The sequence below is a fragment of the Frigidibacter sp. RF13 genome, assembly GCF_026626305.1.
Lineage (GTDB): Bacteria > Pseudomonadota > Alphaproteobacteria > Rhodobacterales > Rhodobacteraceae > TMP-24.
The window spans coordinates 164,011-185,264 of sequence record NZ_JAPNUE010000005.1 but is presented as its reverse complement, the minus strand read 5'-3'; the positions used below and the strand labels follow the sequence as shown (position 1 = coordinate 185,264).

The following is a 21,254-nucleotide window of genomic DNA, read 5'->3' as shown; positions in this document are numbered from 1 at the left end:
GCGTATGGCATCCGTCCCGACAATTGAACAGCGTTTACGAACGATCGGGCGGGGCCAAAATCCTTCGAAGGACTTTGGCAAAAGTCTTTTAAGACTTTTGGGGCGACGTCTTAGGCGCGCGCCACGTCCATCAGGCGGCGCATCTCGGCAATGGCGGGGCCGAGGCCGGTGAAGATCGCCTCGGCGATCAGGAAATGACCGATGTTCAGTTCGCGGACTTCGGGGATGGCGGCGATGGGGCTGACCGTGTCGAAGGTCAGGCCGTGGCCCGCATGCACTTCGAGACCGAGCGAATGGGCAAGGCGCGCGCCTTCGACAAGCGCCGCCAGTTCTGCGTCGCGTTCGGCGAAGCGGCCTTCGGCGTGAAGGTCGCAGTAATGGCCGGTGTGCAATTCAACGACTGCCGCGCCGATGCGGGCGGAGGCTTCGATCTGGCGGGGGTCGTGGCCGATGAACATAGAGACCCGGCAACCGGCCTCGCTGAGCGGCGCGATGAAATCGGTCAGGCGGTTCTGGTCGGAGGCCACATCGAGCCCGCCTTCGGTCGTCCGCTCCTCGCGCTTTTCGGGAACGAGGCAGACGGCATGGGGGCGGTGGCGGAGCGCGATCGCCTGCATCTCGGCCGTCGCGGCACATTCGAAATTGAGGGGGCGCGAGAGCGCGGCCATCAGCGCCTCGATATCGGCATCGAGGATATGGCGGCGATCTTCGCGCAAGTGCGCGGTGATGCCGTCGGCGCCCGCCTCTTCGGCCAGAAGCGCGGCGCGTACCGGATCGGGATAGGCCGAGCCACGGGCATTCCTGACCGTCGCCACATGGTCGATGTTGACGCCAAGGCGCAATCTGTCGCCGGTCATCTGTCGTCCTCCACCTTTGCCGCCACTTTCTCGGCCCGCCGCCGTTCCTTGTCGGCCGCTTTCTGGCGCTTTTCAATGGCGCGTTCGATCCTTTCGCGCCGCTGGCGGTCGCGGAGCTTCTGATAGGCCGCCACACCGGGAAGCGTAGCGTAATAGCAGATCATTCCAAGGACGATGCCAGGGAGCAGCCCGCCGATCAGATAGGGCAGGAAAATATCGTCGAAGAAATGCCTGAGCCCCGCCCAGTCGGCGATCTCGGCGGTGAAAAGCGCGCGGACATTGTGATAGAAGCTCGTCCAGACACCCGAGAAGCTTTGCAGGATCTCCTCGAAGCCAATGCCGGAGGGATCGCCGAGCATCCAGTGGCCAAGCTCGACCGAGCCATAGGCGATGAACGGCAGCGTGACCGGATTGCCGAAGAAGGTGGCGATGAGAGCCGCGAGGATGTTTCCGCGGATCGCCCAGGCGATCACGCCCGCACCGATGAAATGCAGGCCGAACAGAGGGGTGCAGGAAATGAGGACCCCGGCGAAGACGCCGCGTGCGATGCGGTGGGGCGGGTCGGGCAGGCGGCGCAGGCGATGGACGATATATTGCACGGCGCGCCACCAGCCGCCGCGCGGATAGACGAGCTCGCTCAGGACCGTCGTAAACGGGCGCCGGTCGCGCCGTCTGAAAACCATAGCCTTCCCCTCGGGGTCTTCTCGCTTAGGGCTTGCGCGAAAGATCCCTGATGCGCTCCACCTGCGCCACGTCGCTTTCCGCTTCAAGCGCTTTCAGCACCATATGCAGATGTTCGGCATCACGCAGGTCAACTTCAAGAATGAGACGATAAAAATCCGGTTTGCGATCGACGAACGTCAGATCGGAAATATTGGCCTTCTGTTCGCCGATAAGGGTGCAGATGCGGCCGAGGACGCCCGCGCCGTTGGCGATGGTCAGGGTCAGGCTGACGGGAAAGGCGGCGGCGTGGCGCCCCGAATGCCAGTGCAGATCGACCCAGCGTTCGGGCTGTTCCTCAAACTCGGCGAGTGCGGGACAGTCGATCGCATGCACGACGACGCCCTGGCCGCGATAGGTGATGCCGACGATCCGTTCGCCCGGCACCGGCTGGCAGCAATTGGCGCGGCGGAAGGACTGGTCGGCGGCGAGGCCCACGACCGGGCGGCGGCTGTCGACCTCGTCGGCGGTGTGGGTGGCCAGTTCGGGATAGATCGCCTCGATCACCTCGCGCGCGGTCAGTTCGGCGCTGCCGAGGCGGGCGAGCACTTCGGATTCGTCGGGCAGGCCAAGGGTCTTGGCCGCGGTGCGCAGCGCCTTGTCGGTGGCTTTCTTGCCGACATGTTCGAAGGCGACGCGGGCCAGTTCATGGCCGAGCTTGACGAACCGTTCGCGGTTTTCCTCGCGCAAGCTGCGGCGGATCGCCGATTTGGCACGGCCGGTGGCGACGATGTCGATCCAGGTGGCCTGCGGGCGCTGGCCGGCGGCGGTGATGACCTCGACCGACTGGCCGTTCTTCAGCCGCGTCCAGAGCGGCACGCGGATACCGTCGACCTTGGCGCCGACGCAGGCATTGCCGATGCGGGTATGGATCGCATAGGCAAAGTCGATGGGCGTGGCGCCCTTCGGCAGCTGCACCACATCGCCCTTGGGCGTGAAGCAGAAGACCTGATCGGAATACATCTCGAGTTTCACATTCTCGAGGAACTCGTCATGGTCGTCGCCATTGTCGAACCGTTCGGTCAGCGTGGCGATCCAGCGGGCGGGATCGACGGCGAACGGGTTCTGCGCGCGTTCGCCGTCGCGGTAGGACCAGTGGGCGGCGACGCCCGCCTCGGCCACTTCGTGCATCTGGCGGGTGCGGATCTGCACCTCGACCTGCTTGCCGTCGCGGCCTGAGACGGTGGTGTGGATCGAGCGGTAGCCGTTCGACTTGGGTTGGCTGATATAGTCCTTGAACCGGCCGGGAACTGCACGCCAGCGGCGGTGGATGGCGCCGAGGATGCGGTAGCAGTCGCCTTCGGTCCGGCAGATGACGCGGAAGCCGTAGATGTCGGAGAGGCGCGAGAAGGCGAGCTGCTTTTCCTGCATCTTGCGCCAGATCGAATAAGGCTTCTTGGCGCGGCCATAGACGTCGGCCTCGATCTTTTCCTTCTCAAGTTCCAGCCTTATATCGGCGGTGATCTTGTGGATCACATCGCCGGTTTCGCGCTGCAGCGTGATGAAGCGGCGGATGATCGAGGAGCGCGCTTCGGGATTCAGGACCTTGAAGGACAGGTCCTCCAGCTCCTCGCGCATGTACTGCATGCCCATACGGCCCGCGAGCGGGGCGAAGACATCCATCGTTTCGCGCGCCTTGCGGGCCTGCTTTTCGGCCTTCAGGGACTTGATCGTGCGCATGTTGTGCAGGCGGTCGGCCAGCTTGACGAGGATCACGCGCAGATCCTTCGACATGGCCATGAAGAGCTTGCGGAAGTTTTCCGACTGTTTGGATTCGGTTGAGGAAAGCTGCAGGTTGGTCAGCTTGGTGACGCCGTCCACCAGTTCGGCAACCTCTTCGCCGAACATCCCGGCGATCTCGCCCCAGGTGGATTTGGTATCCTCGATCGTGTCGTGCAGAAGGGCGGTGACGATCGTGGCATCGTCCAGCCGCTGTTCGGTCAGGATCGCGGCGACGGCGACCGGATGGGTGAAGTAATCCTCGCCCGAATGACGCTTCTGGCCGGCATGCATCCGGCGGCCGTAGTCATAGGCCCGGCGGATCAGATCGGCATTGGTCTTTGGGTTGTAGTTGCGGACCAGCGCGATCAGGTCTTCGACGTCGATCATCGCGGGTCCGCCTTCGGGCCGTTCAGGCCTCGCCCTGTGCTTCCATCAGGGCGCGGAGGAGTTTTTCTTCCGACATGTCGTCCTGGGCGGGGCGGTCCATCTCGGCGCTCATCAAAAGCGCCATATCGTCGTCCTCGGCCTCGTCGACCTCGATCTGGGTCTGGTGGCTTTCGATCATGCGCTCGCGCAGGTCGTCGGCGGTCTGGGTTTCGTCGGCGATCTCGCGCAGCGACACGACCGGGTTCTTGTCGTTGTCGCGGTCGATGGTCAGCGGCGATCCGGCAGCGATTTCGCGCGCCCGATGCGCGGCGAGCATCACAAGCTCGAACCGGTTCGGGACCTTGTCAACGCAATCTTCGACCGTAACGCGGGCCATAAGCAGACTCCAATTCCTTCGGAAAAGCTGGAAACCGCTATTTAGGCCGAAGGGCGGGGAAAGACAAGCGCCTATCGCTGCCGCGCAGAAAAACCGCGCTGCCCGCAGAACCACTCAGAGCGGGCGAACCGCGCGGCGATCCTCCTCAGGAAGTGCGGAGAGCATTTCGGCCACCGTCCGACCTGTCAAGGGGTGGCGGAGCCCTGCTGCGATCTCGGCCAGCGGAACAAGAACGAAGGCGCGGTCCTGCAGGCGGGGATGGGGGAGAATCAGCCTGTCGGGTGCCGCGCGCTGTTGCATTTCGAGCGGAAGGCGCATCCAATTTGCAACAGTGTCCCGGTCGGGCAGGGTCAGATCATTCAGGAAAAGAAGGTCCAGATCGAGCGTCCGTGCGCCCCATCTGGATGTGCGCGCGCGTCCGGCCTCTGCCTCGATCTCATGAAGCCGGGCCAGGATCGCTTCGGGCGCGAGGCTGGTTGCTAAGATCGCGACCGCATTCACATATTCCGGTCCCGAGCCTGCCGGAAAGGCGGGTGTGAGATAGAACCGGCTGACCGCGGAAAGCACGCCGACGGCGGAAGACAGGCGGGTCAAGGCATGGGCGATTGTGCGCCCCGAAGAGCCCCAGATCGACGGTTCGTTGCCACCGAGTGCTACAATGCAGCACCTGTTCTTTTGGACAGATTCCATTTACGCTAGTATTTCGCTTAATCGTGTACGCTTTGGCTGTGTCCGCCAGAGCGCGTTCTTGTTTGTAGTAACTAGTCTGTAGACCACACTTACGGAAGCCACTCTGTCCGGTATTTTGAAAGGGACATTAATGTTCTACAAAGACGAACGGCTTGCGCTGTTCATCGATGGCTCCAACCTTTACGCGGCGGCGAAAGCGTTGGGATTTGACATCGACTACAAGCTCTTGCGACAAGAATTCGAACGGCGGTCGAAATTGTTGCGGGCCTTCTACTACACAGCCCTTCTGGAAAACGACGATTACTCTCCGATCCGACCTCTGGTCGACTGGCTGAATTACAATGGGTTCACCATGGTGACGAAGCCAGCGCGGGAATACACCGACAGCCAGGGCCGCCGGAAGGTGAAGGGCAATATGGAGGTCGAACTGACGGTCGACGCGATGCAGCTTGCGCCGCGTGTCGATCATATCGTGCTCTTCTCCGGGGATGGTGACTATCGTGCGCTGGTGGAAAACCTGCAGCGTCAGGGGGTTCGGGTCTCGGTCGTGTCGACCATCCGCTCGCAGCCGCCGATGATCGCCGACGAATTGCGCCGTCAGGCCGACAATTTCATCGAGCTTGATGCGCTGCGCGATGTCATTGGCCGCCCGCCGCGCGAACCGCGCGGGGAATCGGTCGCTGTGGCCGCCGTCGAAGATTGATCCCGGGCCCAAGGGCCCCGGCCAATCCGCTTGACACCAGTCCCGTGAGCGGGCCTAACCGGGCGTGACTACGCCCGGCTGGAATATTCATGTCGAACGCAAAGCTTCACCTCTATCTCGCCGCGCCGCGCGGCTTTTGCGCAGGCGTCGACCGCGCGATCAAGATCGTCGAGATGGCGATCGAGAAATGGGGCGCGCCGGTCTATGTGCGCCATGAGATCGTCCATAACAAATATGTGGTGGACGGGCTGAAGGAGAAGGGCGCGGTCTTCGTCGAAGAGCTGGACGAATGCCCAGTGGACCGGCCGGTGATCTTTTCGGCGCATGGCGTGCCGAAGGCGGTTCCGGCCGAGGCCGAGCGGCGGCGGATGGTCTATGTGGACGCGACCTGCCCCTTGGTGTCGAAGGTCCATATCGAGGCCGAGCGGCACCACCAGAACGGCTTGCAGATGGTGATGATCGGCCATGCCGGGCATCCGGAGGTGCTGGGCACGATGGGGCAGTTGCCGGAAGGCGAGGTGATCCTTGTCGAGACGGTTGCCGATGTGGCGCAGGTCGCGCCGCGCGACGAGGGTAAGCTAGCCTTCATCACCCAGACGACGCTTTCAGTCGATGATACGGCGGCGGTGGTGGCGGCCTTGAAGGCGCGCTTCCCCGCGATCATCGGGCCGCACAAGGAAGATATCTGTTACGCCACCACGAACCGGCAGGAAGCGGTGAAGGCGATCGCGCCGAAAATCTCGGCGCTTCTGGTGATCGGCGCGCCCAATTCGTCGAACTCCAAGCGCCTGGTGGAGGTGGGTCGCGCGGCGGGTTGCGCCTATGCGCAGCTTGTGCAGCGCGCGACCGATATCGACTGGCGCGCGCTTGAGGGCGCAGCGGCGGTCGGCGTGACGGCGGGGGCGAGCGCGCCCGAGGTGCTGGTCAACGAGGTGATCGACGCTTTCAGTGCCCGGTACGATCTGACGGTCGAACTGGTCGAGACGGCGCAGGAGCGGGTCGAGTTCAAGGTGCCGCGCGTCCTTCGCGAACCGGCATGACGGGCGATGCGCGTACCCTTGCCGCCTATGAGGCGCATGTCGGCGACTATGCCGACCGGTTTGCCTCGGCGGAGCCGGGCGTGCATCTGAAAGCCTTCATCGCGGCGCTGCCGCCAGCTGCGCATGTGCTTGACCTCGGCTGCGGGCCGGGCACGGCTTCGGCCTTCCTGCGCGCAGCGGGGCATCGGCCCGATCCGGTCGATGCGACGCCCGCGATGGTGGCGCTGGCCAATGCGCGCCATGCGCTGGGGGCGCGTCTGGGTAGCTTCGACGATATCGAGGCCGAGGCCGCCTATGACGGCGTCTGGGCGAACTTTTCGCTCTTGCACGCCCCGCGCGAGCGGTTCCCGCTGCATCTGGCTGCCCTTCACCGGGCGCTGAAGCCGCGCGGGCTTTTCCATATCGGGATGAAGCTCGGCGCGGGCGAAGCGCGCGACGCGCTGGACCGCTTCTACTGTTACTACAGCCGCGAGGAACTGCTGGCACTCTTGGCCGCTGCCGGATTTTCCCCCCAAAAGATCTGGGAGGGGCGGGAGCGCGGGTTGGCCGGAACAGAGGATCCTTTCATCGTGGTGCAGTCCCATGCCTGACTATTTCGCCTTCACCGACGGTGCCTGTTCGGGCAATCCGGGGCCGGGGGGCTGGGGGGTCCTGTTGCTGGCAAAGGACGGCGAGAGGGTGGTGAAGGAACGCACCCTTTCGGGCGGCGAGGCGGGGACGACCAACAACCGGATGGAGCTTCTTGCGGCGATCTCGGCGCTTGAGGCTTTGGGTCGGGCGACGGCGATCACTTTGGTGACCGACAGCGCCTATGTGAAGAACGGCGTCACCCAATGGATCTTCGGCTGGAAGCGGAACGGATGGCGGACCGCCGACAAGAAGCCGGTGAAGAATGTCGATCTGTGGCAGAGGCTCGATCAGGCACAGGCCCGCCATCAGGTGCGCTGGGAATGGATCAAGGGCCATGCCGGGCACCCCGAGAACGAACGCGCGGACGAGCTGGCACGGGAGGGGATGAAGCCGTTCAAGCCCGCCGCCGCCCGGGGCGAGGCCGCGGATCGCACGGCCTGACCCGCGTCAGGCAGCCAGAATCTTCGCGACAGCCTCCCACTGATCAAGGCCCGAGGAGATGCCTTCGAGCATGCCGATGCCGAGGAATTCCTCTTTCATCGCGACGGTCGCGAACAGGATCGAGACGGTGACGGTGGTGAAGCCGCCCACCTCGTCGAACGTGACGGTATGGATCATCTCGTCGCCCGCGTTGCGAAGGTTCATCTCGCCGCCGACGCCATCTTCGAAACGGTTCGAATAAACGATGCGCCGGTTTGGCTCGATGTCGAGGATCGTGCCGCCGAAGGGCGGGCCCTCCACGCCGTCGGGACTGGTCATCACCATGCGCCAGCGCCCGCCGACGCGGAAATCGTAGTCGCAGCTGGTGACCGGATAGCCAACCGGCCCGAACCAGCGGCTGATATGGTCGGCCGAGGCATGGGCCGCGAAGAGATAGCGCGCGGGCACCGGGATCTTGCGGCTGATCACCGCGGTGCGTTCGGCCTCGCTTTCATGTTCCGGGATCGCTGCCATCTGTCTTTTCCTTTTCCTGCAGGCTTTTCGCGTAGGCTTCGAGCCGTTCGAGCCCTTCGGCCCAGAAAGCCTCGTACCGGCCGATCCAGCGATGGGCATCGGCCAGCGCATGGGGCGCAAGGCGGACGGGGCGGAAATTGGCCTGGCGGCCTCGCTCGACAAGGCCCGCCTGTTCAAGAATGCGCAGATGAGAGGAGATCGTCGGCTGGCTGAGCGCGAAGGGCGCGACCAGTTCGTTCACCGTCGCCGCGCCGAGGCTCAGCCGGTCGAGGATCGCCCGCCGCGTCGGATTTGCGAGGGCGGTGAAGATGCGGTCGAGCGTAGCGGCTTCCGTCGTCATAATTGATTATCATCTATATTGATGATTCTCTATATATTGAATTCCATGCCACCTGTAAAGTTGCCGTGCACCGGGCAAGCGTGCGGGGGAACGCATGAAAACGGGCGGCCCGAGGGGCCGCCCGTGAAATCGTCCGTCGCAGGAATGGCGGATCAGGCGTCGCGCATCGACACGGTTTTCACATCGTCGCCCGGGGCCGATTTGGTGCGGCGCACGATCAGGCGGTTGAGCGCGTTGATATAGGCCTTCACGCTCGCGACCACGGTGTCGGTATCGGCCGATTGGCCGGTGGCGATGCGGCCATCCTCCTCGACCCGGACCGAGACGGTCGCCTGCGCGTCCGTGCCTTCCGTCACCGCATGCACCTGATACAGCTGCAGCCGCGCCTTGTGGGGGAAGAGCATCTTCACCGCATTGAAGGCCGCGTCCACCGGGCCATCGCCGGTCGCGTCTATCGAATGATCAACGCCATCGACCGACAGGGTGAGTTCCGCTTCCTGCGGGCCGTCGGTGCCACAGACCACGCGCAGGCGCTTCAGCTGCAGATGGTCGCTGTCGGTGTTGGCCTCATGGTCCTTCATCAGCGCCAGGAGGTCGTCGTCATAGACCTCTTTCTTGCGGTCGGCCAAAGCCTTGAAGCGGACGAAAACGTCGTTGAGCTGGTTGTCGGCGAGGTCGAAGCCCAGCTCGCTCATCTTGGTACGGAGTGCATGGCGCCCCGAATGCTTGCCCAAGGGCAGGCTGGAGGCGGCGAGGCCGATGTCAGAAGGGCGCATAATCTCGAACGTCTCGGCGTTTTTCAGCATGCCGTCCTGATGGATGCCGCTTTCGTGCGCGAAGGCATTCTTGCCGACGATGGCCTTGTTGAACTGGACCGGGAAGCCCGACACCGTGGCGACGCGGCGCGAGATGTTCATGATCTTCGTCGTGTCGATCCCCGTGCGATAGGGCATGATGTCATTACGCACTTTCAGCGCCATCACCACCTCTTCGAGCGCGGTATTGCCCGCGCGTTCGCCGAGGCCGTTGATCGTGCATTCGATCTGGCGCGCGCCCGCGACGACGGCGGCGAGCGCGTTCGCCGTCGCCATGCCGAGGTCGTTGTGGCAATGGGTGGCGAAGATCACCTTGTCGGCGCCGGGCACCCGTTCCAGAAGCATGCGGATCAGGTCGGCGCTTTCAGCAGGCGCAGTGTAGCCCACCGTGTCGGGGATGTTGATGGTCGTCGCGCCCGCCTTGATCGCGATCTCGACCACGCGGCAGAGATAGTCATGCTCGGTCCGCGTCGCATCCATCGGCGACCATTGCACATCGTCGCAGAGGTTGCGGGCATGGGTCACCGTTTCGTGGATCCGTTCTGCCATCTGGTCCTGCGTGAGGTTCGGGATGGCGCGGTGCAGGGGCGAGGTGCCGATGAAGGTGTGGATGCGGGGGGATTTCGCGTGTTTCACCGCCTCCCAGCAGCGGTCGATATCCTTGAAGTTCGCCCGCGCAAGGCCGCAGATGGTGGAGCCTTTCGCGCGTTTCGCAATCTCTGACACGGCGGCGAAATCGCCCTCTGAGGCGATGGGAAAGCCCGCCTCGATGATATCCACGCCCATCTCGTCGAGCATCTCGGCGATCTCGAGTTTTTCGTCATGGGTCATGGTGGCGCCCGGCGATTGTTCGCCGTCGCGCAAAGTGGTGTCGAAGATCACCACACGGTCCTGATCGGCGCGGGTCTTGGGAGTGTCGGTCATGGTCTGTCTCTGCTTTAAGTCTCTGGCTTCTTCATCCCGGCGCGCTGACACATCTGAGCGGTCGCGCCGGATGGCACGCTCAGAGGCCAGTAAGAAGAAGGAGCCCGCGAAGCGGCAGGGCGCGGGAGGCACCCGAAATCGCACTAATCTGGATCAAGCTTCGCGTCATGGCGCCGGACTATACGTGCCTTGACGGAAAGGAAAAGCGAAAAAATCCGGGGGAGGGCGGAGAAATCCGGGCATCTGTTAGCGCAGCGCCATCCAGAGCGCCACCGCTGCGAGCGTCAGGCCGAAGAGTTGGTTGAGCCGCCGTGCGGCTCCCTCGTCGCGCAAACGCGCGGCGATACGGTCGCCGGCGACGGTCCAGGCGAGGAAGGCCATTAGGTTGTTCACGGTGAAGATCGTGGTGATCCAGAGGACCGGGACGGTATGCGCTGCCGGATCGGCGGGAAGGAACTGTGTGAACATCAGCGCAATGATCACATAGGCCTTGGGATTGAAGAGAAGGAGAAGCGCGCCTTCCCAGAAGCCAGAGCGCGCCGTGGCCCGAAGCGCGGCGCCGGAAGCGGGCGCGCGCAGGAAAGCGCAGGCGAGGTAGAGCACATAGGCCGCGCCGCACCAGCGCAGCGCCTCGAGCAAGGCAGGGGCTGCGTCGGCCGCCGAGGCGAAGCCCAGACCGATCGTGGCCGTCACCAGCCAGGTCGCCAGATGGTAGCCCGCATTGGCGGGAAGCGTCGCCCGCCAGCCGAACCGCGCGCCATTGGCCGCAAAGTAGAGATTGCCGGGGCCGGGGCTGTAGGCCAGCGGAAAGAGGAAGAGGAGAAGGGCGAGTATATCGGCTTGCATGGCGGCCTCCTGCGATTTGGCAGGCCCCACTGTCGGGGCGCAGGCAGCCCGGCGCGACCCGGAAGCTGTGGAAAGCTCGCCTTGCGCGTCAAGCCGTCGGCCGGTTCCTGAGCGCGCGGCGGACGATGTAGGCGGTGGCGGGGCCGGGGCTTTCGGCTGTCCAGCTTGAACAGAGCGCCTCGACCCAGTCGGGGCGGCTTTTCCAGGCGTCGTTCAGCCAGTTGGCAGTGGAATCCTGCACATAGCGCGAAGGGTCGGCGCGGACGTGACCCAGAAGGGCGCGCCCGGGCTCCGGGTCAGACTTCAGCGCGGCGATATGGGCGCACCAGACGCCACGCGGGCGGGTGGCTTCGATGGCGAAGCGGCGGATGTTGGCGGACGGGTCGGAGGCCCATGGGGTCAGAAGCTCGATCGCCTCGCCCGGCGCTTCGACGACATGGGGGCGAAGCGCAAGCCAGGCCCATTCGCGTACACCAAAATGCGGATCGTCCGCGAAGGGCCTGATGCGCGAGAGCCGGTCCGCGAGCGGCAGGCCGGGCAGCGCGGCCAGCGCGAAGGTGGCCCAGCCGCGCGCGAGATCGGAGGGGTGGCGGGCGAGGTGAGCAATCCGGTTCTCGGCATCGCCTGCCAGTACCAGATCGGCGACCATGGCCATGCGCCGGGTGACGCCCGCCCGTGGGTCGATCTCGTGGGCGCGGGACGCAAGGTCGGGCAGGACATGCGACAGGAGCAGGCCGAAATCGGTTGCGAGATTTTCCGAAAGCGTCGCCGCCTCGATCCGACCGGCGTTGAGGTCGGCCAGCACACCGGGCGGCACGTCGGCGATACGAGCCGCGCCCTTGCGGGGATTGTCCGCCATGGGTGCGCTCAGTTCCCGCTGCCCTCGGCAGGCGCGGCTTCGCCTTCGGCCGGGGCGGGCGCTTCCTCGGTCAGGGCGCCTTCGGTCCAGGTGCCGGTCGCTGTCTCGCCCGACTTGTAGCGCATCGTGCCCTTGCCCTGTCGGCGGCCGTTGCGGAATTCGCCTTCATAGACATCGCCGTTGGGATAGGTGGCGGTGCCCACACCGTCCATCTCCCCGCCCTTCCAGCCGCCGGTATAGCGGAAACCGTCCGTCATCACGATCTCGCCCTGGCCCTCGCGCTGGCCCTTCACGAAGCCGCCGGTATAGGTGGTGCCGTCGGCATAGCTGGCCACGCCCTGTCCGTCGCGGTTGCCGTCCTTCCAGTCGCCGTCATAGGTGTAACCGTCGGGATAGGTCATCTTGCCCTTGCCGTGGTTCTTGCCCTTGAGGAACCCGCCTTCATAGACGAGGCCGTTGGCGTAGGTGGCTTTGCCCTCGCCCTCGATCACGCCCGCCTTCCAGCCGCCTTCATAGGTCGAGCCGTCCTTGTAGGTGATCTTGCCGGTGCCGTCGGCGGCATCGTTCAGGAACTGGCCTTCATAGACCGAGCCGTCGGGGTAGGTGACCTTGCCGGTGCCGCTGATCTGGCCCTCGCTCCACTCGCCTTCATAGGCATAGCCGTCGCCGCCCCTGAAGCTGCCCTGGCCCGAGCGCTTGTCATCGACGAAACCGCCGTCATAGACATCGCCATTGGCATAGGTCACCCGGCCCTTGCCATGGCGCTTGCCGGCCTTCAGCGGGCCTTCATAGATATCGCCGTTCGGCTGGACGAGCTTTCCGGTGCCGTTCATCTGGCCGTCGGCCCAGGTGCCTTCATACGTCAGCCCGTTCGCGAGCCTCAGCGTGCCGGTGCCGCCGCGCTGGCCGCCGATCATCTGGCCCTGATAGGTCGCGCCGTCCGGGTAGGTGATCTTGCCCTGGCCTTCCTTCACGCCCTTGACCCAGTCGCCTTCGTAGCGGTAGCCGTCCGGCCCGGTCATCACGCCCTTGCCGTCATGCAAGGCCTTGGTGAAATGGCCGGTATAGACCGAGCCGTTGGCATAGGTTGCGGTGCCTACGCCCTCGATCTCGCCCGCCACCCAGTCGCCCTCATAGGTCGAGCCGTCGGCATAGGTGATCTTGCCCTTGCCGTCGGGGCGGCCCTTCCGGAACTGGCCTTCGTAGACCGACCCGTTGGGATAGGTGGCCTTGCCCTGGCCGAGGATCTCGCCCTCGACCCAGTCGCCTTCGTAGACATAGCCGTTCGGCAGCCGGTAGGTGCCGCGCCCGTGCTGCTTGCCGTCCTTGAACGTGCCCTCGTAGACGCCGCCATCCTCGTACTGCTTGGTCACGACGTCCTGCGCCGTGGCTGCGCCGGGTGCCGCGAGCGTCACGCCCGCGAAAAGGGCTGCCGCCAGTCCTGTCGAAAGTGCCTTCATCGAAACCGCCTTGCACAAGATCCCGGCAGGAGGGCGCGGGACGGGGTGAACTTAAAGGCAGGGCGGGGGCGAGACAAGCGTTGCGCGGCCCTGTCGTCCGCTATCGGCGATCGCAAGCCTTTCCCTTGGCCGGACAAGTGGCATAAGAAACCATGAGAATTGCCGAGGGAATGATGACCGAAAGCTTCCGCCTGACGCTCGCGCAGCTGAACCCCACGGTGGGCGCAATTGCCGCCAATGCCGCCAAGGCGCGTGCCGCCTGGGAGGAAGGAAAGCGCGCTGGCGCGGGCATGGTGGCGCTGACCGAGATGTTCATCACCGGCTATCAGACCCGCGACCTGATCCTGAAGCCCGCCTTCCACCGCGACGCGATTGCGGCGCTCGAACAGCTGGCGCTCGATTGCGCCGATGGCCCGGCGCTTGGCATCGGCGGGCCCTGGGTCATGGGCGAGCGGCTTTACAATGCCTATTGGGTGATGGAGGGCGGCAAGGTCGTGGCGCGGGTGCTGAAGCACCATCTGCCGAACGACACGGTTTTCGACGAGGCGCGGCTTTTTACCTCGGGCGAGGTCTCTGGCCCTTACCGGATCGGGCCCATACGGATCGGCACGCCGATCTGCGAGGATGCCTGGCATGACGATGTGGCCGAGACCCTGGCCGAGACCGGGGCAGAGGTGCTCTTGGTCCCCAATGGCTCTCCCTACTACCGCAACAAGTACGACCGGCGCGTGGCCCTCATGGTTGCCCGTGTGATCGAGACGCGGCTGCCGCTGATCTATCTCAACATGGTCGGCGCGCAGGATGACCAGATCTTCGACGGCGGCAGTTTCGTGCTGAACCCCGGGGTGGAGCTGGCGCTGCAGATGCAGCCCTTCGACGAATGTATCCGGCATCTGGATTTCGAGCGGGGGCCGCAGGGCTGGCGCGCGATCCGGCAGGAGATCGAGCCTTTGCCGGACGAATGGGAACAGGATTACCGCGCCATGGTCGAGGCCTTGCGCGATTATCTGGGCAAGAGCGGGATTTCGAAGGTGCTGCTCGGCCTCTCGGGCGGCATCGATTCGGCCTTGGTGGCGACGGTGGCGGCGGATGCGATAGGGCCCGAGAATGTGCGCTGCGTGATGCTGCCGTCGGAATTTACCTCGGCCCATTCTCTGCAGGACGCGGCATCGGTGGCCGGGGCGCTGGGGTGCCGGTTGGATACGATTTCTATCGAGGGGGCGCGGGAGGCGGTGGGCGCCGCGCTGGCGCCGTTGTTCGAGGGCACCAAACCCGGCATACCGGAGGAGAATATCCAGTCGCGGCTGCGCGGGCTTCTCTTGATGGCCCTGTCGAACAAGTTCGGGGAAATGTTGCTGACGACCGGAAACAAGTCGGAGATGGCGGTGGGCTATGCCACGATCTACGGCGACATGGCGGGGGGCTATAACCCGTTGAAGGACCTCTACAAGACCCGTGTGTTCGAGACCTGCCGCTGGCGGAATGCCAACCACCGGGCGTGGATGAAGGGGCCGAAGGGCGCGGTGATCCCCGAGCGGGTGATCGACAAGCCGCCGTCGGCGGAACTGCGCGCCAACCAGAAGGACGAGGACAGCCTGCCGCCCTATCCGGTGCTGGATGCGATCCTTGAGCGGCTGGTGGAGGGCGACCAGTCGGTCGAGGAGGTGGCCGCGGCGGGGTTCGAGCGGGCGGTGGTCAAGAAGGTCGAGGCCCTCCTCTATGGGGCCGAGTGGAAGCGCTACCAATGCGCGCCCGGCATACGGTTGACGCGCCGGGCCTTCTGGCTCGACCGCCGCTATCCGATCGTGAACCGCTGGCGCGACGGAAGCTGAGGATCGGCCGGCGGGGAGGAGGATCATGACCAGTCCGCCCCATGCAACGCTGCGATATGAACCCGGCACCGGCCGGGGCCTCGCGCTGATCCTCGCCGGTCTGACCTATCGCTCGGACCGTCCCTTGCTGGCGATGGTGGCCGCGCGCGCTGCCGTGCAGGGACTTGCCCGGCTCAGGGTGGATTTCAGCTATGCGGACGATCCGGCTTTCATGGCGCAGGAGGATGAGGCGCAACTGGCGCGGATCGAGGCGGATGGCGCGGCGCTGCTGGGCGAGGCGCTGGCGCGCTCGGACGGCCGCCCCTTGTGGGTCGCGGGTAAGTCGCTCGGCACGATTGCCATGGGCGGGATGATGGCGGCGCCTCCGGCGCGGGCGCTCTGGCTCTGGCTGACGCCGTCGTTGAGGGGGACGTATCTGATGGAACGGATGGTGCTTTGCCCGGGGCCCTCCTTTTCGCTGATCGGGTCGCGCGATCCGTCGGCGGCGTTGTGTCGCGAGGCCGCCTATCAAGGCCTGCCGGGCCTGCATCATGTCGAGATCCGGGGTACGGATCATGGCTGGACGCATGAGGACGGCCCCGCGGCGACGGCAGGGGCGGAGGCGGATGCTGCCCGGGCTTTGGCGGGCTGGTTGCTGGGCGTTCGAGATATTTATTGAATAGTCAGTCAAAATAAACTTCCCCCGAATCTCTTCCCGCGCTAGCCTTCCCCCGCCCGAAACAGGGAGGCACATATGCAAAGACACATCATCGCCGCGCTGGCGGCGGGGCTTCTGGCAACACCGGCCGGGGCCGAAACCACGCTTCGGATCATGAGCTTCAACATCTACGGTGGCGGCGCGAACGACGGCAAAGGCGTCGAGGAAACCGTGGCGGTCCTGAAGGCCGCCAATCCCGATATCGTGGGCCTTCAGGAGACCCGGATCGAAGGCGACGATTGCACCGCCGAAAGCTGCCCGGCGGGTGGGCCGTCGGTCGCCAAGGAGATCGCCGAGGCGCTGGGCTATTATTATTACGACCAGACGCAGGAGAATGTCGCGCTCTGGGCCAATGCGATCCTGTCGCGCTATCCGATCGGCGCGGCGTCAACCAACGATCTGGGTGTGCCGATCGATGTGAATGGCCAGACGGTCTGGGCCTTCAACATCCATCTCGATGACGAACCCTATCAACCCTACCAGCTTCTAGGCATCGAATATGGCCCGGCGCCCTTCATCAAGACCGAAGCCGAGGCGCAGGACTGGGCGAACCAGACGCGCGGCCCCGCAATGGACCTGCTGTTTGAGGATATGAAGGCTTCAGAGGGGGCGGCGGCGGTCTTCGTCTTCGGCGATTTCAACGAACCGTCGGAACATGACTGGACCGAGGCCGCGGTGGCGGCGGGTCAGCAGCCGGTGACGGTGGAATGGCCGACGACGCACCGCCTGTCGGAGGCCGGTTTCGTCGACAGCTACCGCGCGGCCAACCCCGACCCGGTGGCGAAGCCCGCCTATACCTGGACACCACAGGGCGACGAAAAGGACCCCGAGGATCATCACGACCGGATCGATTTCGCCTTCGCAAAGGCAGAGGGTCTGACGGTCAAGGGCGGCTGGATCGTGGGCGAGACCGGCCCGCGCACCGATCTTGCCGTCGATCCCTGGCCCTCGGACCACCGGGCGACGCTGGCCGAGATCAGCTTCTGACGGCAGGGCCGATCCTGCCGGATTGCCGGAGGCCGGACCGGGCCTCCGGCATGCCTTTCGGCGAGCGGTGCCCTCAGAGCATCAGCTGATAGCTCGCCGGGACATAGCGGAACCCATCGCCCTGCGCCTCGACGTAGCCGATCGAGGGGAAGGGCATGTGGTAGCCGATGAAGGGAATGCGGTCGGCGGCGATCTTGCCGAAGACCCGGCGGCGACTTGCGGCAGCGTTGGCCTTGTCGGCGTCGAACTTCACCTCCCAGTCGGGATAGGCAAGCGACCAGACATAATGGTTCGCCGTGTCGCCGGTGATGGCCATGACCTTGCCGCCACTGTCGAGGACGAAGGCCATATGGCCGGGCGTATGGCCGAAGGCCTCCATCGCGACGATGCCGGGCGCGGCGGTGCCGCCGTCGTCGAGGAAGGCGATCCTGTCGTTCAGCGGTACGACATTGGCGGTGAACTGGTCGCTGGGGTTGGCCGACCAGAAATTGTGCTCGGTCGCGCCGGTCACATAGGTCGCATTGGCGAAGGTCGGTTTGCCCTCGGTCATCAACCCGCCGATGTGGTCGGGGTGCATATGGGTCAGCACGACCTTGTCGATCTGGTCGGGTGCATAGCCCGCAGCGGCGAGCGCCGCCGTGATGCTGCCGGGATCAGTGCTGGTGTCGAAGAGGACGAGTTCGGAGCCAGTGTTGACAAGCGTCGGCGTGAAGAAGAACTGCGCCTTGTCGGTGGGCAGGAAAGCCTGTGCGGAGACGGCAGCAAAGTCTTCGTCCGAAGCATTCAGGCCGAAAATCTCATGCGGTTTTTCCACGGTGCGATTGTTCGACAGAAGCGCTGTCACTTCGAGATCGCCGAGCATGAAGCGCTGATAGAGCGCGGCGGAGGGGCCCTGGATCGGGGCCTTGGCCGAGACCGGTGCTGCGGCAAGCGCAATGGCCGGTGCAGCAAGACTAAGGGTAATGCTTTGGCGGCGGGTCAGGTCTTTCATTACAGCTTCCCCCTTGGTTGAAGGCTGGAATGCTAACCAGTGACGATCGCGGACCGGAATCACGATTGTGTGTTGGGACGGGCAGACCAGCGGGGCGTCGAGACCTCGGCAGGCCAGCGCCTTCGGCAGGAAATTGGTTGGCCGATTCGATTTCGCTGCCTAACATTTGGTCAAATCGACAAACGACGCCCTGTGACCACCTGATTTGTGGAGTTCGGAAGATGCGTTTTCGAGTAGCTTTGGTCATTGCCATTCTTCTGTCTTTCCCGCTTATCGCTGGCGCACAAGAAGAGCGCACCGTGGCGGTGCATTTTCCTGCCGGCAGTTCGGGCAAGACCATCAAAGATACAATCGTCGGATATGAATCCGTCCTGTATGTAGTTGGGGCCGAAGCCGGGCAGCGCATGTCCGTCGACCTGTTCCCGTCAAATGGGGCGACCTATTTCAACATATACAGACCCGGACGAGGGCCGGGGGACGAGGCGCTTGCGAGCAGCGGCTTCCTTGGGGAAGGCGTGTTCGACATAAACCGTTTTGAGGGTGTTCTGCCCGCTTCGGGCGACTACACGATTTCCGTCTATTTGATGCGCTCAGCCGCCCGTCGGAACGAGAGGTCGGACTATTCGCTAGGTATTTCGATCAGCGGTGCGATGGGTGAGGTGATTACGGGCGACTTCGCTGACGGGCTTGCCGGAGGGCCGGACTATCTGGCGGTCAGCACAAGCGGCGGGCCGTTGAACCTGCGCTCGCAGCCCTCTGCGGGTTCCTCGGTCGTCAAAGCGGTGCCCAACCGCACACAGTTGCGCAACCTCGGCTGCAGAATGTCGGAAGGGCGACGCTGGTGCCGCGTCGCCACGCTCGCCGATCCCGGGTACGAGGGTTGGGCGGCGGGCGATTACCTCGTGGAGGGATCGGGCGCCGCAACACAACTTCCCGAAATGCCCGCGGCGGGTGGTGAAGGAAGCGGTTCAGTGCATGTCAAGTTCGCGCCGGGCGCCAGCGAAGCCAACTATTCGGGAACACTCGCGCCAGGCGAGTCCCGCAGTTACGTCCTCGGGGCGCGCAACGGGCAGTTTCTGGATGTGGCTATAGCCGGGAATTCTTTGGACCTGAGCTATCAGATCTTCAATCCGGACCGCTCCTTCCTTTTGGAGCAGATCAATGTGGCAAAAGACTATCGCGGCCAGTTGTGGCAGTCCGGCGATCACATAGTGGAAGTGATCAACCGAAGCAATGCGACCATCAACTATCAGATTTTGCTGCGTATAAAGTGAATGGGTTTGGAATTGACAAACGACTGCAAACAGGGGGCAAAACATGAATAGGAATTTCAAATTCGGTATCGCGGTTCTTTTCGTCGCAGGCTTGGCGGGCTGTGTCGAGGAATCATCGGCCATCACGACGACCTCTCCGTCACCCGAGACTCAGGCCTGTCTGCGCGCGATCAGCCAGACAACCAACAATCCCGACGTTGTTCTGCTGAGTTCGAGCTTCTCTGAAGCAGGCACCGAAGTCATCGCTGGTGTAGGTCCGCAGCAGGCCAGATGGCAGTGCATCGGCTATCGTGACGGTGCAACCACGACGCCCATGTCGTTGACCAACGAAGGGTCTCTCTAAAGCGCAGCGGCGGCCGCGCCTGGCGTGGCCGCCCTCGTCATTCCCACCAGCGGTCGATCTCGGCAATCTCCTCGTCGGACCAGCCGAAATGATGGGCAAGTTCATGGATCGTCACATGGGCGACGAGCTGGCCCAAGGTCACGTCGCCGCGTTCGGCCCACTCGTCGAGGATCGGGCGGCGGAAGAGCCAGATCATGTCGGGCCGGTCGACCACATCCATCACCGATTTCTCGATCATCGGAATGCCGTCGTAGAGCCCGGTCAGTTCGAACGGGTCCTCGATCCCCATGTCCTCGAGCAGTTCCTCGGGCGCGAAATCGCTGACGCGCAGAAGGATGCCCTGCGCGGCGGGGGCGAACTGCGGCGGCAGGTCGGCGAGCGTCGCCCGCGCCATGCTTTCGATCGCCTCAAGGTCGGGGGCCGCGCGGCCCAGCCAGTCGTTCATCGCATTCTCCGGTTCAGGCGCTTCATATGGACAAAAGCAGTGCCCTATGGAAGGGGTTGTGCGACCAGCGCGCTTGGGTGGGGCAGCCTGCCCGCCGAAAGCGACGTGCCGGATGGGAGGGGCGATTGTTTTCCAGCCGGTATTTCCAGGCCTATGGGTTCTGGCACGCGGGCGAGGGTTTCCAGACCATCCTGATGATGTGGTACATGGCGTTCCATGCCCGTCTGACGGCGGCAGAGATCGGTTTCTACCAGTCGCTGCAGCTTCTGCCCTTCCTGATCCTGACCGCCCTAGGCGGCAGCCTGACCGACCGTCTGGGTGCGCGGCTCTCCTACAGCGTCTCGACCGGGCTTTTTGCGCTGACGCTCGGGCTTTACGGGCTGGCCGAGGCGGCGGTCGGGTTCAGCCCCTGGGCCTTCGGCGCCTATTGCCTGTTCAGCGGCATCTTCAGCGCCATTTCCAACCCGGCGATCGACACATTCATCCCCGAGGCAACGCCGCGCCCGGCCACCGATAACGCCCTTCTTGCCGCCACCGTGCATAATGCGGCGAAACTGTCGGGAAATCTCGCCACGCTCCTGTTGCCGGTTCTGTCGGCGCTGGGCGGCTTTGTCGTGAACGGGCTTTTGATGGCGCTGAGCGTCCTGCGCCTGCGGGCCCATACCAACGCGCCGACCATCACTGTGCGCCCCAAGTGGCAACCGCCAAGCCCGCACCGTGTGGCGGCGCATTTCCGTGCCTTTCCCGAAAGCTTCGACATCTTTCTGGGCAGCGTGATGCTGGGCGCCTTCGTCATCCCGGCCTACTACATCTTTCATCCGATGATCATGCGCGAGCATTTTCCGGACAGGGCGGCGCTTTTTGGCGTGACCGGGGCGGTCGGTTGGGTGGGCGCCATCCTCGCATCGGGGCTGGCCGTGCGTTTCGCCTCGCGCCTTCAGCATCCGGGGCGCTGGGCGATGCTGGTCTGGGCGCTGGCGGCGTTGCTTTTCTTCTGCACGGTTCTAGTCGGCAGTTTCTGGGCTTTCCTCGCCATTCTCTTCCTGCTCGGCGGCAATTCCGTGGGAAAGGCGATGATCTATGGCCATTATCTGAGCGATGCGCCCACCGCCGACCGCGCCTTTCTGATCGGGGTCGATCAGACCGCGATCTGGGGGCTTGCGACGATCGGGACGGCGGCGCTCGGCTGGCTGGTCGAGGTGGTGGGCCTGCGCCAGGCGGTCCTCTTGGATTGCGGCGCCGTCCTTCTCTTTGTGGGCTATCTTCTTCTGCGCGGGCGGCTCTGGAATCTCAGCGCGCGTTGACGGAAAGAGGCGCCAACTGGACAAAAACGCCTGCCTGTGAAAGAGGACAGGCGAACAG

Annotated in this window: 23 protein-coding genes; 10 read left to right on the top strand and 13 right to left on the bottom strand. The window is 64.3% G+C overall.

The window, feature by feature from the left end; all coding sequences use genetic code 11:
* Positions 1-110: 110 nt before the first annotated feature.
* From OU426_RS12120 to folK, 5 genes are all read right to left on the bottom strand, one after another.
* Positions 111-857 (bottom strand): pyridoxine 5'-phosphate synthase, encoded by a 747-nt coding sequence (locus OU426_RS12120; RefSeq protein WP_267634276.1) that lies wholly within the window; start codon positions 855-857, stop codon positions 111-113.
* Positions 854-1,540 carry a DUF2062 domain-containing protein gene (locus tag OU426_RS12115; RefSeq protein WP_267634275.1) on the bottom strand — a complete coding sequence of 229 codons (687 nt, stop codon included), beginning with the start codon at positions 1,538-1,540 and terminating at the stop codon, positions 854-856. The genes OU426_RS12120 and OU426_RS12115 overlap by 4 nt, the downstream gene beginning before the upstream one ends.
* Before the next feature lie 25 nt (positions 1,541-1,565).
* Positions 1,566-3,686, bottom strand: a complete 2,121-nt coding sequence (locus OU426_RS12110) for a RelA/SpoT family protein (protein ID WP_267634274.1) — start codon at positions 3,684-3,686, stop codon at positions 1,566-1,568.
* 22 nt (positions 3,687-3,708) lie between these two features.
* Complete coding sequence (rpoZ, locus tag OU426_RS12105) at positions 3,709-4,062, bottom strand: DNA-directed RNA polymerase subunit omega (RefSeq protein WP_267634273.1); 354 nt, start codon at positions 4,060-4,062, stop codon at positions 3,709-3,711.
* Between the two features lie 114 nt (positions 4,063-4,176).
* Positions 4,177-4,752, bottom strand: a complete 576-nt coding sequence (folK, locus tag OU426_RS12100) for a 2-amino-4-hydroxy-6-hydroxymethyldihydropteridine diphosphokinase (protein ID WP_267634272.1) — start codon at positions 4,750-4,752, stop codon at positions 4,177-4,179.
* Between the two features lie 130 nt (positions 4,753-4,882).
* Here folK and OU426_RS12095 point away from each other — a divergent pair, with 130 nt between their 5' ends.
* From OU426_RS12095 to rnhA, 4 genes are all read left to right on the top strand, one after another.
* Entirely contained in the window at positions 4,883-5,455 is a 573-nt protein-coding gene (locus OU426_RS12095; RefSeq protein WP_267634271.1) for a LabA-like NYN domain-containing protein, read from the top strand.
* A gap of 89 nt (positions 5,456-5,544) precedes the next feature.
* Positions 5,545-6,495 (top strand): 4-hydroxy-3-methylbut-2-enyl diphosphate reductase, encoded by a 951-nt coding sequence (gene ispH, locus OU426_RS12090; RefSeq protein ID WP_267634270.1) that lies wholly within the window; start codon positions 5,545-5,547, stop codon positions 6,493-6,495.
* Positions 6,492-7,085 (top strand): class I SAM-dependent DNA methyltransferase, encoded by a 594-nt coding sequence (locus OU426_RS12085; protein WP_267634269.1) that lies wholly within the window; start codon positions 6,492-6,494, stop codon positions 7,083-7,085. The genes ispH and OU426_RS12085 overlap by 4 nt, the downstream gene beginning before the upstream one ends.
* The gene (gene rnhA / locus OU426_RS12080; RefSeq protein WP_267634268.1) at positions 7,078-7,566 is read left to right on the top strand and encodes a ribonuclease HI; all 489 of its coding nucleotides are present in this window, start codon (positions 7,078-7,080) and stop codon (positions 7,564-7,566) included. Before OU426_RS12085 ends, rnhA begins: the two co-directional genes overlap by 8 nt.
* Before the next feature lie 6 nt (positions 7,567-7,572).
* Here the strand turns inward: rnhA and OU426_RS12075 are convergent, their stop codons facing one another.
* From OU426_RS12075 to OU426_RS12050, 6 genes are all read right to left on the bottom strand, one after another.
* Positions 7,573-8,079 (bottom strand): SRPBCC family protein, encoded by a 507-nt coding sequence (locus tag OU426_RS12075; RefSeq protein ID WP_267634267.1) that lies wholly within the window; start codon positions 8,077-8,079, stop codon positions 7,573-7,575.
* Positions 8,057-8,419: an ArsR/SmtB family transcription factor gene (locus OU426_RS12070; protein WP_267634266.1), complete on the bottom strand. Its 363-nt coding sequence runs from the start codon at positions 8,417-8,419 to the stop codon at positions 8,057-8,059. The genes OU426_RS12075 and OU426_RS12070 overlap by 23 nt, the downstream gene beginning before the upstream one ends.
* 152 nt (positions 8,420-8,571) lie before the next feature.
* The gene (locus tag OU426_RS12065; RefSeq protein ID WP_267634265.1) at positions 8,572-10,158 is read right to left on the bottom strand and encodes a 2-isopropylmalate synthase; all 1,587 of its coding nucleotides are present in this window, start codon (positions 10,156-10,158) and stop codon (positions 8,572-8,574) included.
* A gap of 246 nt (positions 10,159-10,404) precedes the next feature.
* Positions 10,405-11,004 (bottom strand): LysE family translocator, encoded by a 600-nt coding sequence (locus tag OU426_RS12060; protein WP_267634264.1) that lies wholly within the window; start codon positions 11,002-11,004, stop codon positions 10,405-10,407.
* A gap of 88 nt (positions 11,005-11,092) precedes the next feature.
* Entirely contained in the window at positions 11,093-11,863 is a 771-nt protein-coding gene (locus OU426_RS12055; protein ID WP_267634263.1) for a DNA alkylation repair protein, read from the bottom strand.
* Between the two features lie 8 nt (positions 11,864-11,871).
* Positions 11,872-13,323, bottom strand: coding sequence for a 2-isopropylmalate synthase (locus tag OU426_RS12050; protein ID WP_267634262.1), 1,452 nt, complete (start codon positions 13,321-13,323; stop codon positions 11,872-11,874).
* Positions 13,324-13,496: 173 nt separating this feature from the next.
* Between OU426_RS12050 and OU426_RS12045 the strand changes: the two genes are divergently transcribed.
* The 3 genes from OU426_RS12045 (at position 13,497) to OU426_RS12035 (ending at position 16,839) form a co-directional block, all read left to right on the top strand.
* Positions 13,497-15,155 carry an NAD+ synthase gene (locus OU426_RS12045; RefSeq protein ID WP_267634261.1) on the top strand — a complete coding sequence of 553 codons (1,659 nt, stop codon included), beginning with the start codon at positions 13,497-13,499 and terminating at the stop codon, positions 15,153-15,155.
* Positions 15,156-15,180: 25 nt separating this feature from the next.
* Entirely contained in the window at positions 15,181-15,813 is a 633-nt protein-coding gene (locus OU426_RS12040; RefSeq protein WP_267634260.1) for a hypothetical protein, read from the top strand.
* Positions 15,814-15,888: 75 nt separating this feature from the next.
* A complete protein-coding gene (locus OU426_RS12035; protein WP_267634259.1) occupies positions 15,889-16,839 on the top strand; it encodes an endonuclease/exonuclease/phosphatase family protein in 951 nt (316 codons plus the stop codon).
* Positions 16,840-16,912: 73 nt separating this feature from the next.
* Here OU426_RS12035 and OU426_RS12030 read toward each other — a convergent pair whose 3' ends face one another.
* Positions 16,913-17,830 (bottom strand): MBL fold metallo-hydrolase, encoded by a 918-nt coding sequence (locus OU426_RS12030; protein ID WP_267634258.1) that lies wholly within the window; start codon positions 17,828-17,830, stop codon positions 16,913-16,915.
* A 221-nt stretch (positions 17,831-18,051) separates the two neighbouring features.
* Between OU426_RS12030 and OU426_RS12025 the strand changes: the two genes are divergently transcribed.
* Both OU426_RS12025 and OU426_RS12020 read left to right on the top strand, forming a co-directional pair.
* A complete protein-coding gene (locus OU426_RS12025) occupies positions 18,052-19,104 on the top strand; it encodes an SH3 domain-containing protein (RefSeq protein ID WP_267634257.1) in 1,053 nt (350 codons plus the stop codon).
* 43 nt (positions 19,105-19,147) lie between these two features.
* Positions 19,148-19,447, top strand: a complete 300-nt coding sequence (locus tag OU426_RS12020; protein ID WP_267634256.1) for a hypothetical protein — start codon at positions 19,148-19,150, stop codon at positions 19,445-19,447.
* Between the two features lie 37 nt (positions 19,448-19,484).
* Here OU426_RS12020 and OU426_RS12015 read toward each other — a convergent pair whose 3' ends face one another.
* Positions 19,485-19,892: a metallopeptidase family protein gene (locus tag OU426_RS12015; protein WP_267634255.1), complete on the bottom strand. Its 408-nt coding sequence runs from the start codon at positions 19,890-19,892 to the stop codon at positions 19,485-19,487.
* A gap of 125 nt (positions 19,893-20,017) precedes the next feature.
* Between OU426_RS12015 and OU426_RS12010 the strand changes: the two genes are divergently transcribed.
* Positions 20,018-21,196, top strand: coding sequence for an MFS transporter (locus tag OU426_RS12010; RefSeq protein WP_267634254.1), 1,179 nt, complete (start codon positions 20,018-20,020; stop codon positions 21,194-21,196).
* Positions 21,197-21,254: the final 58 nt, after the last annotated feature.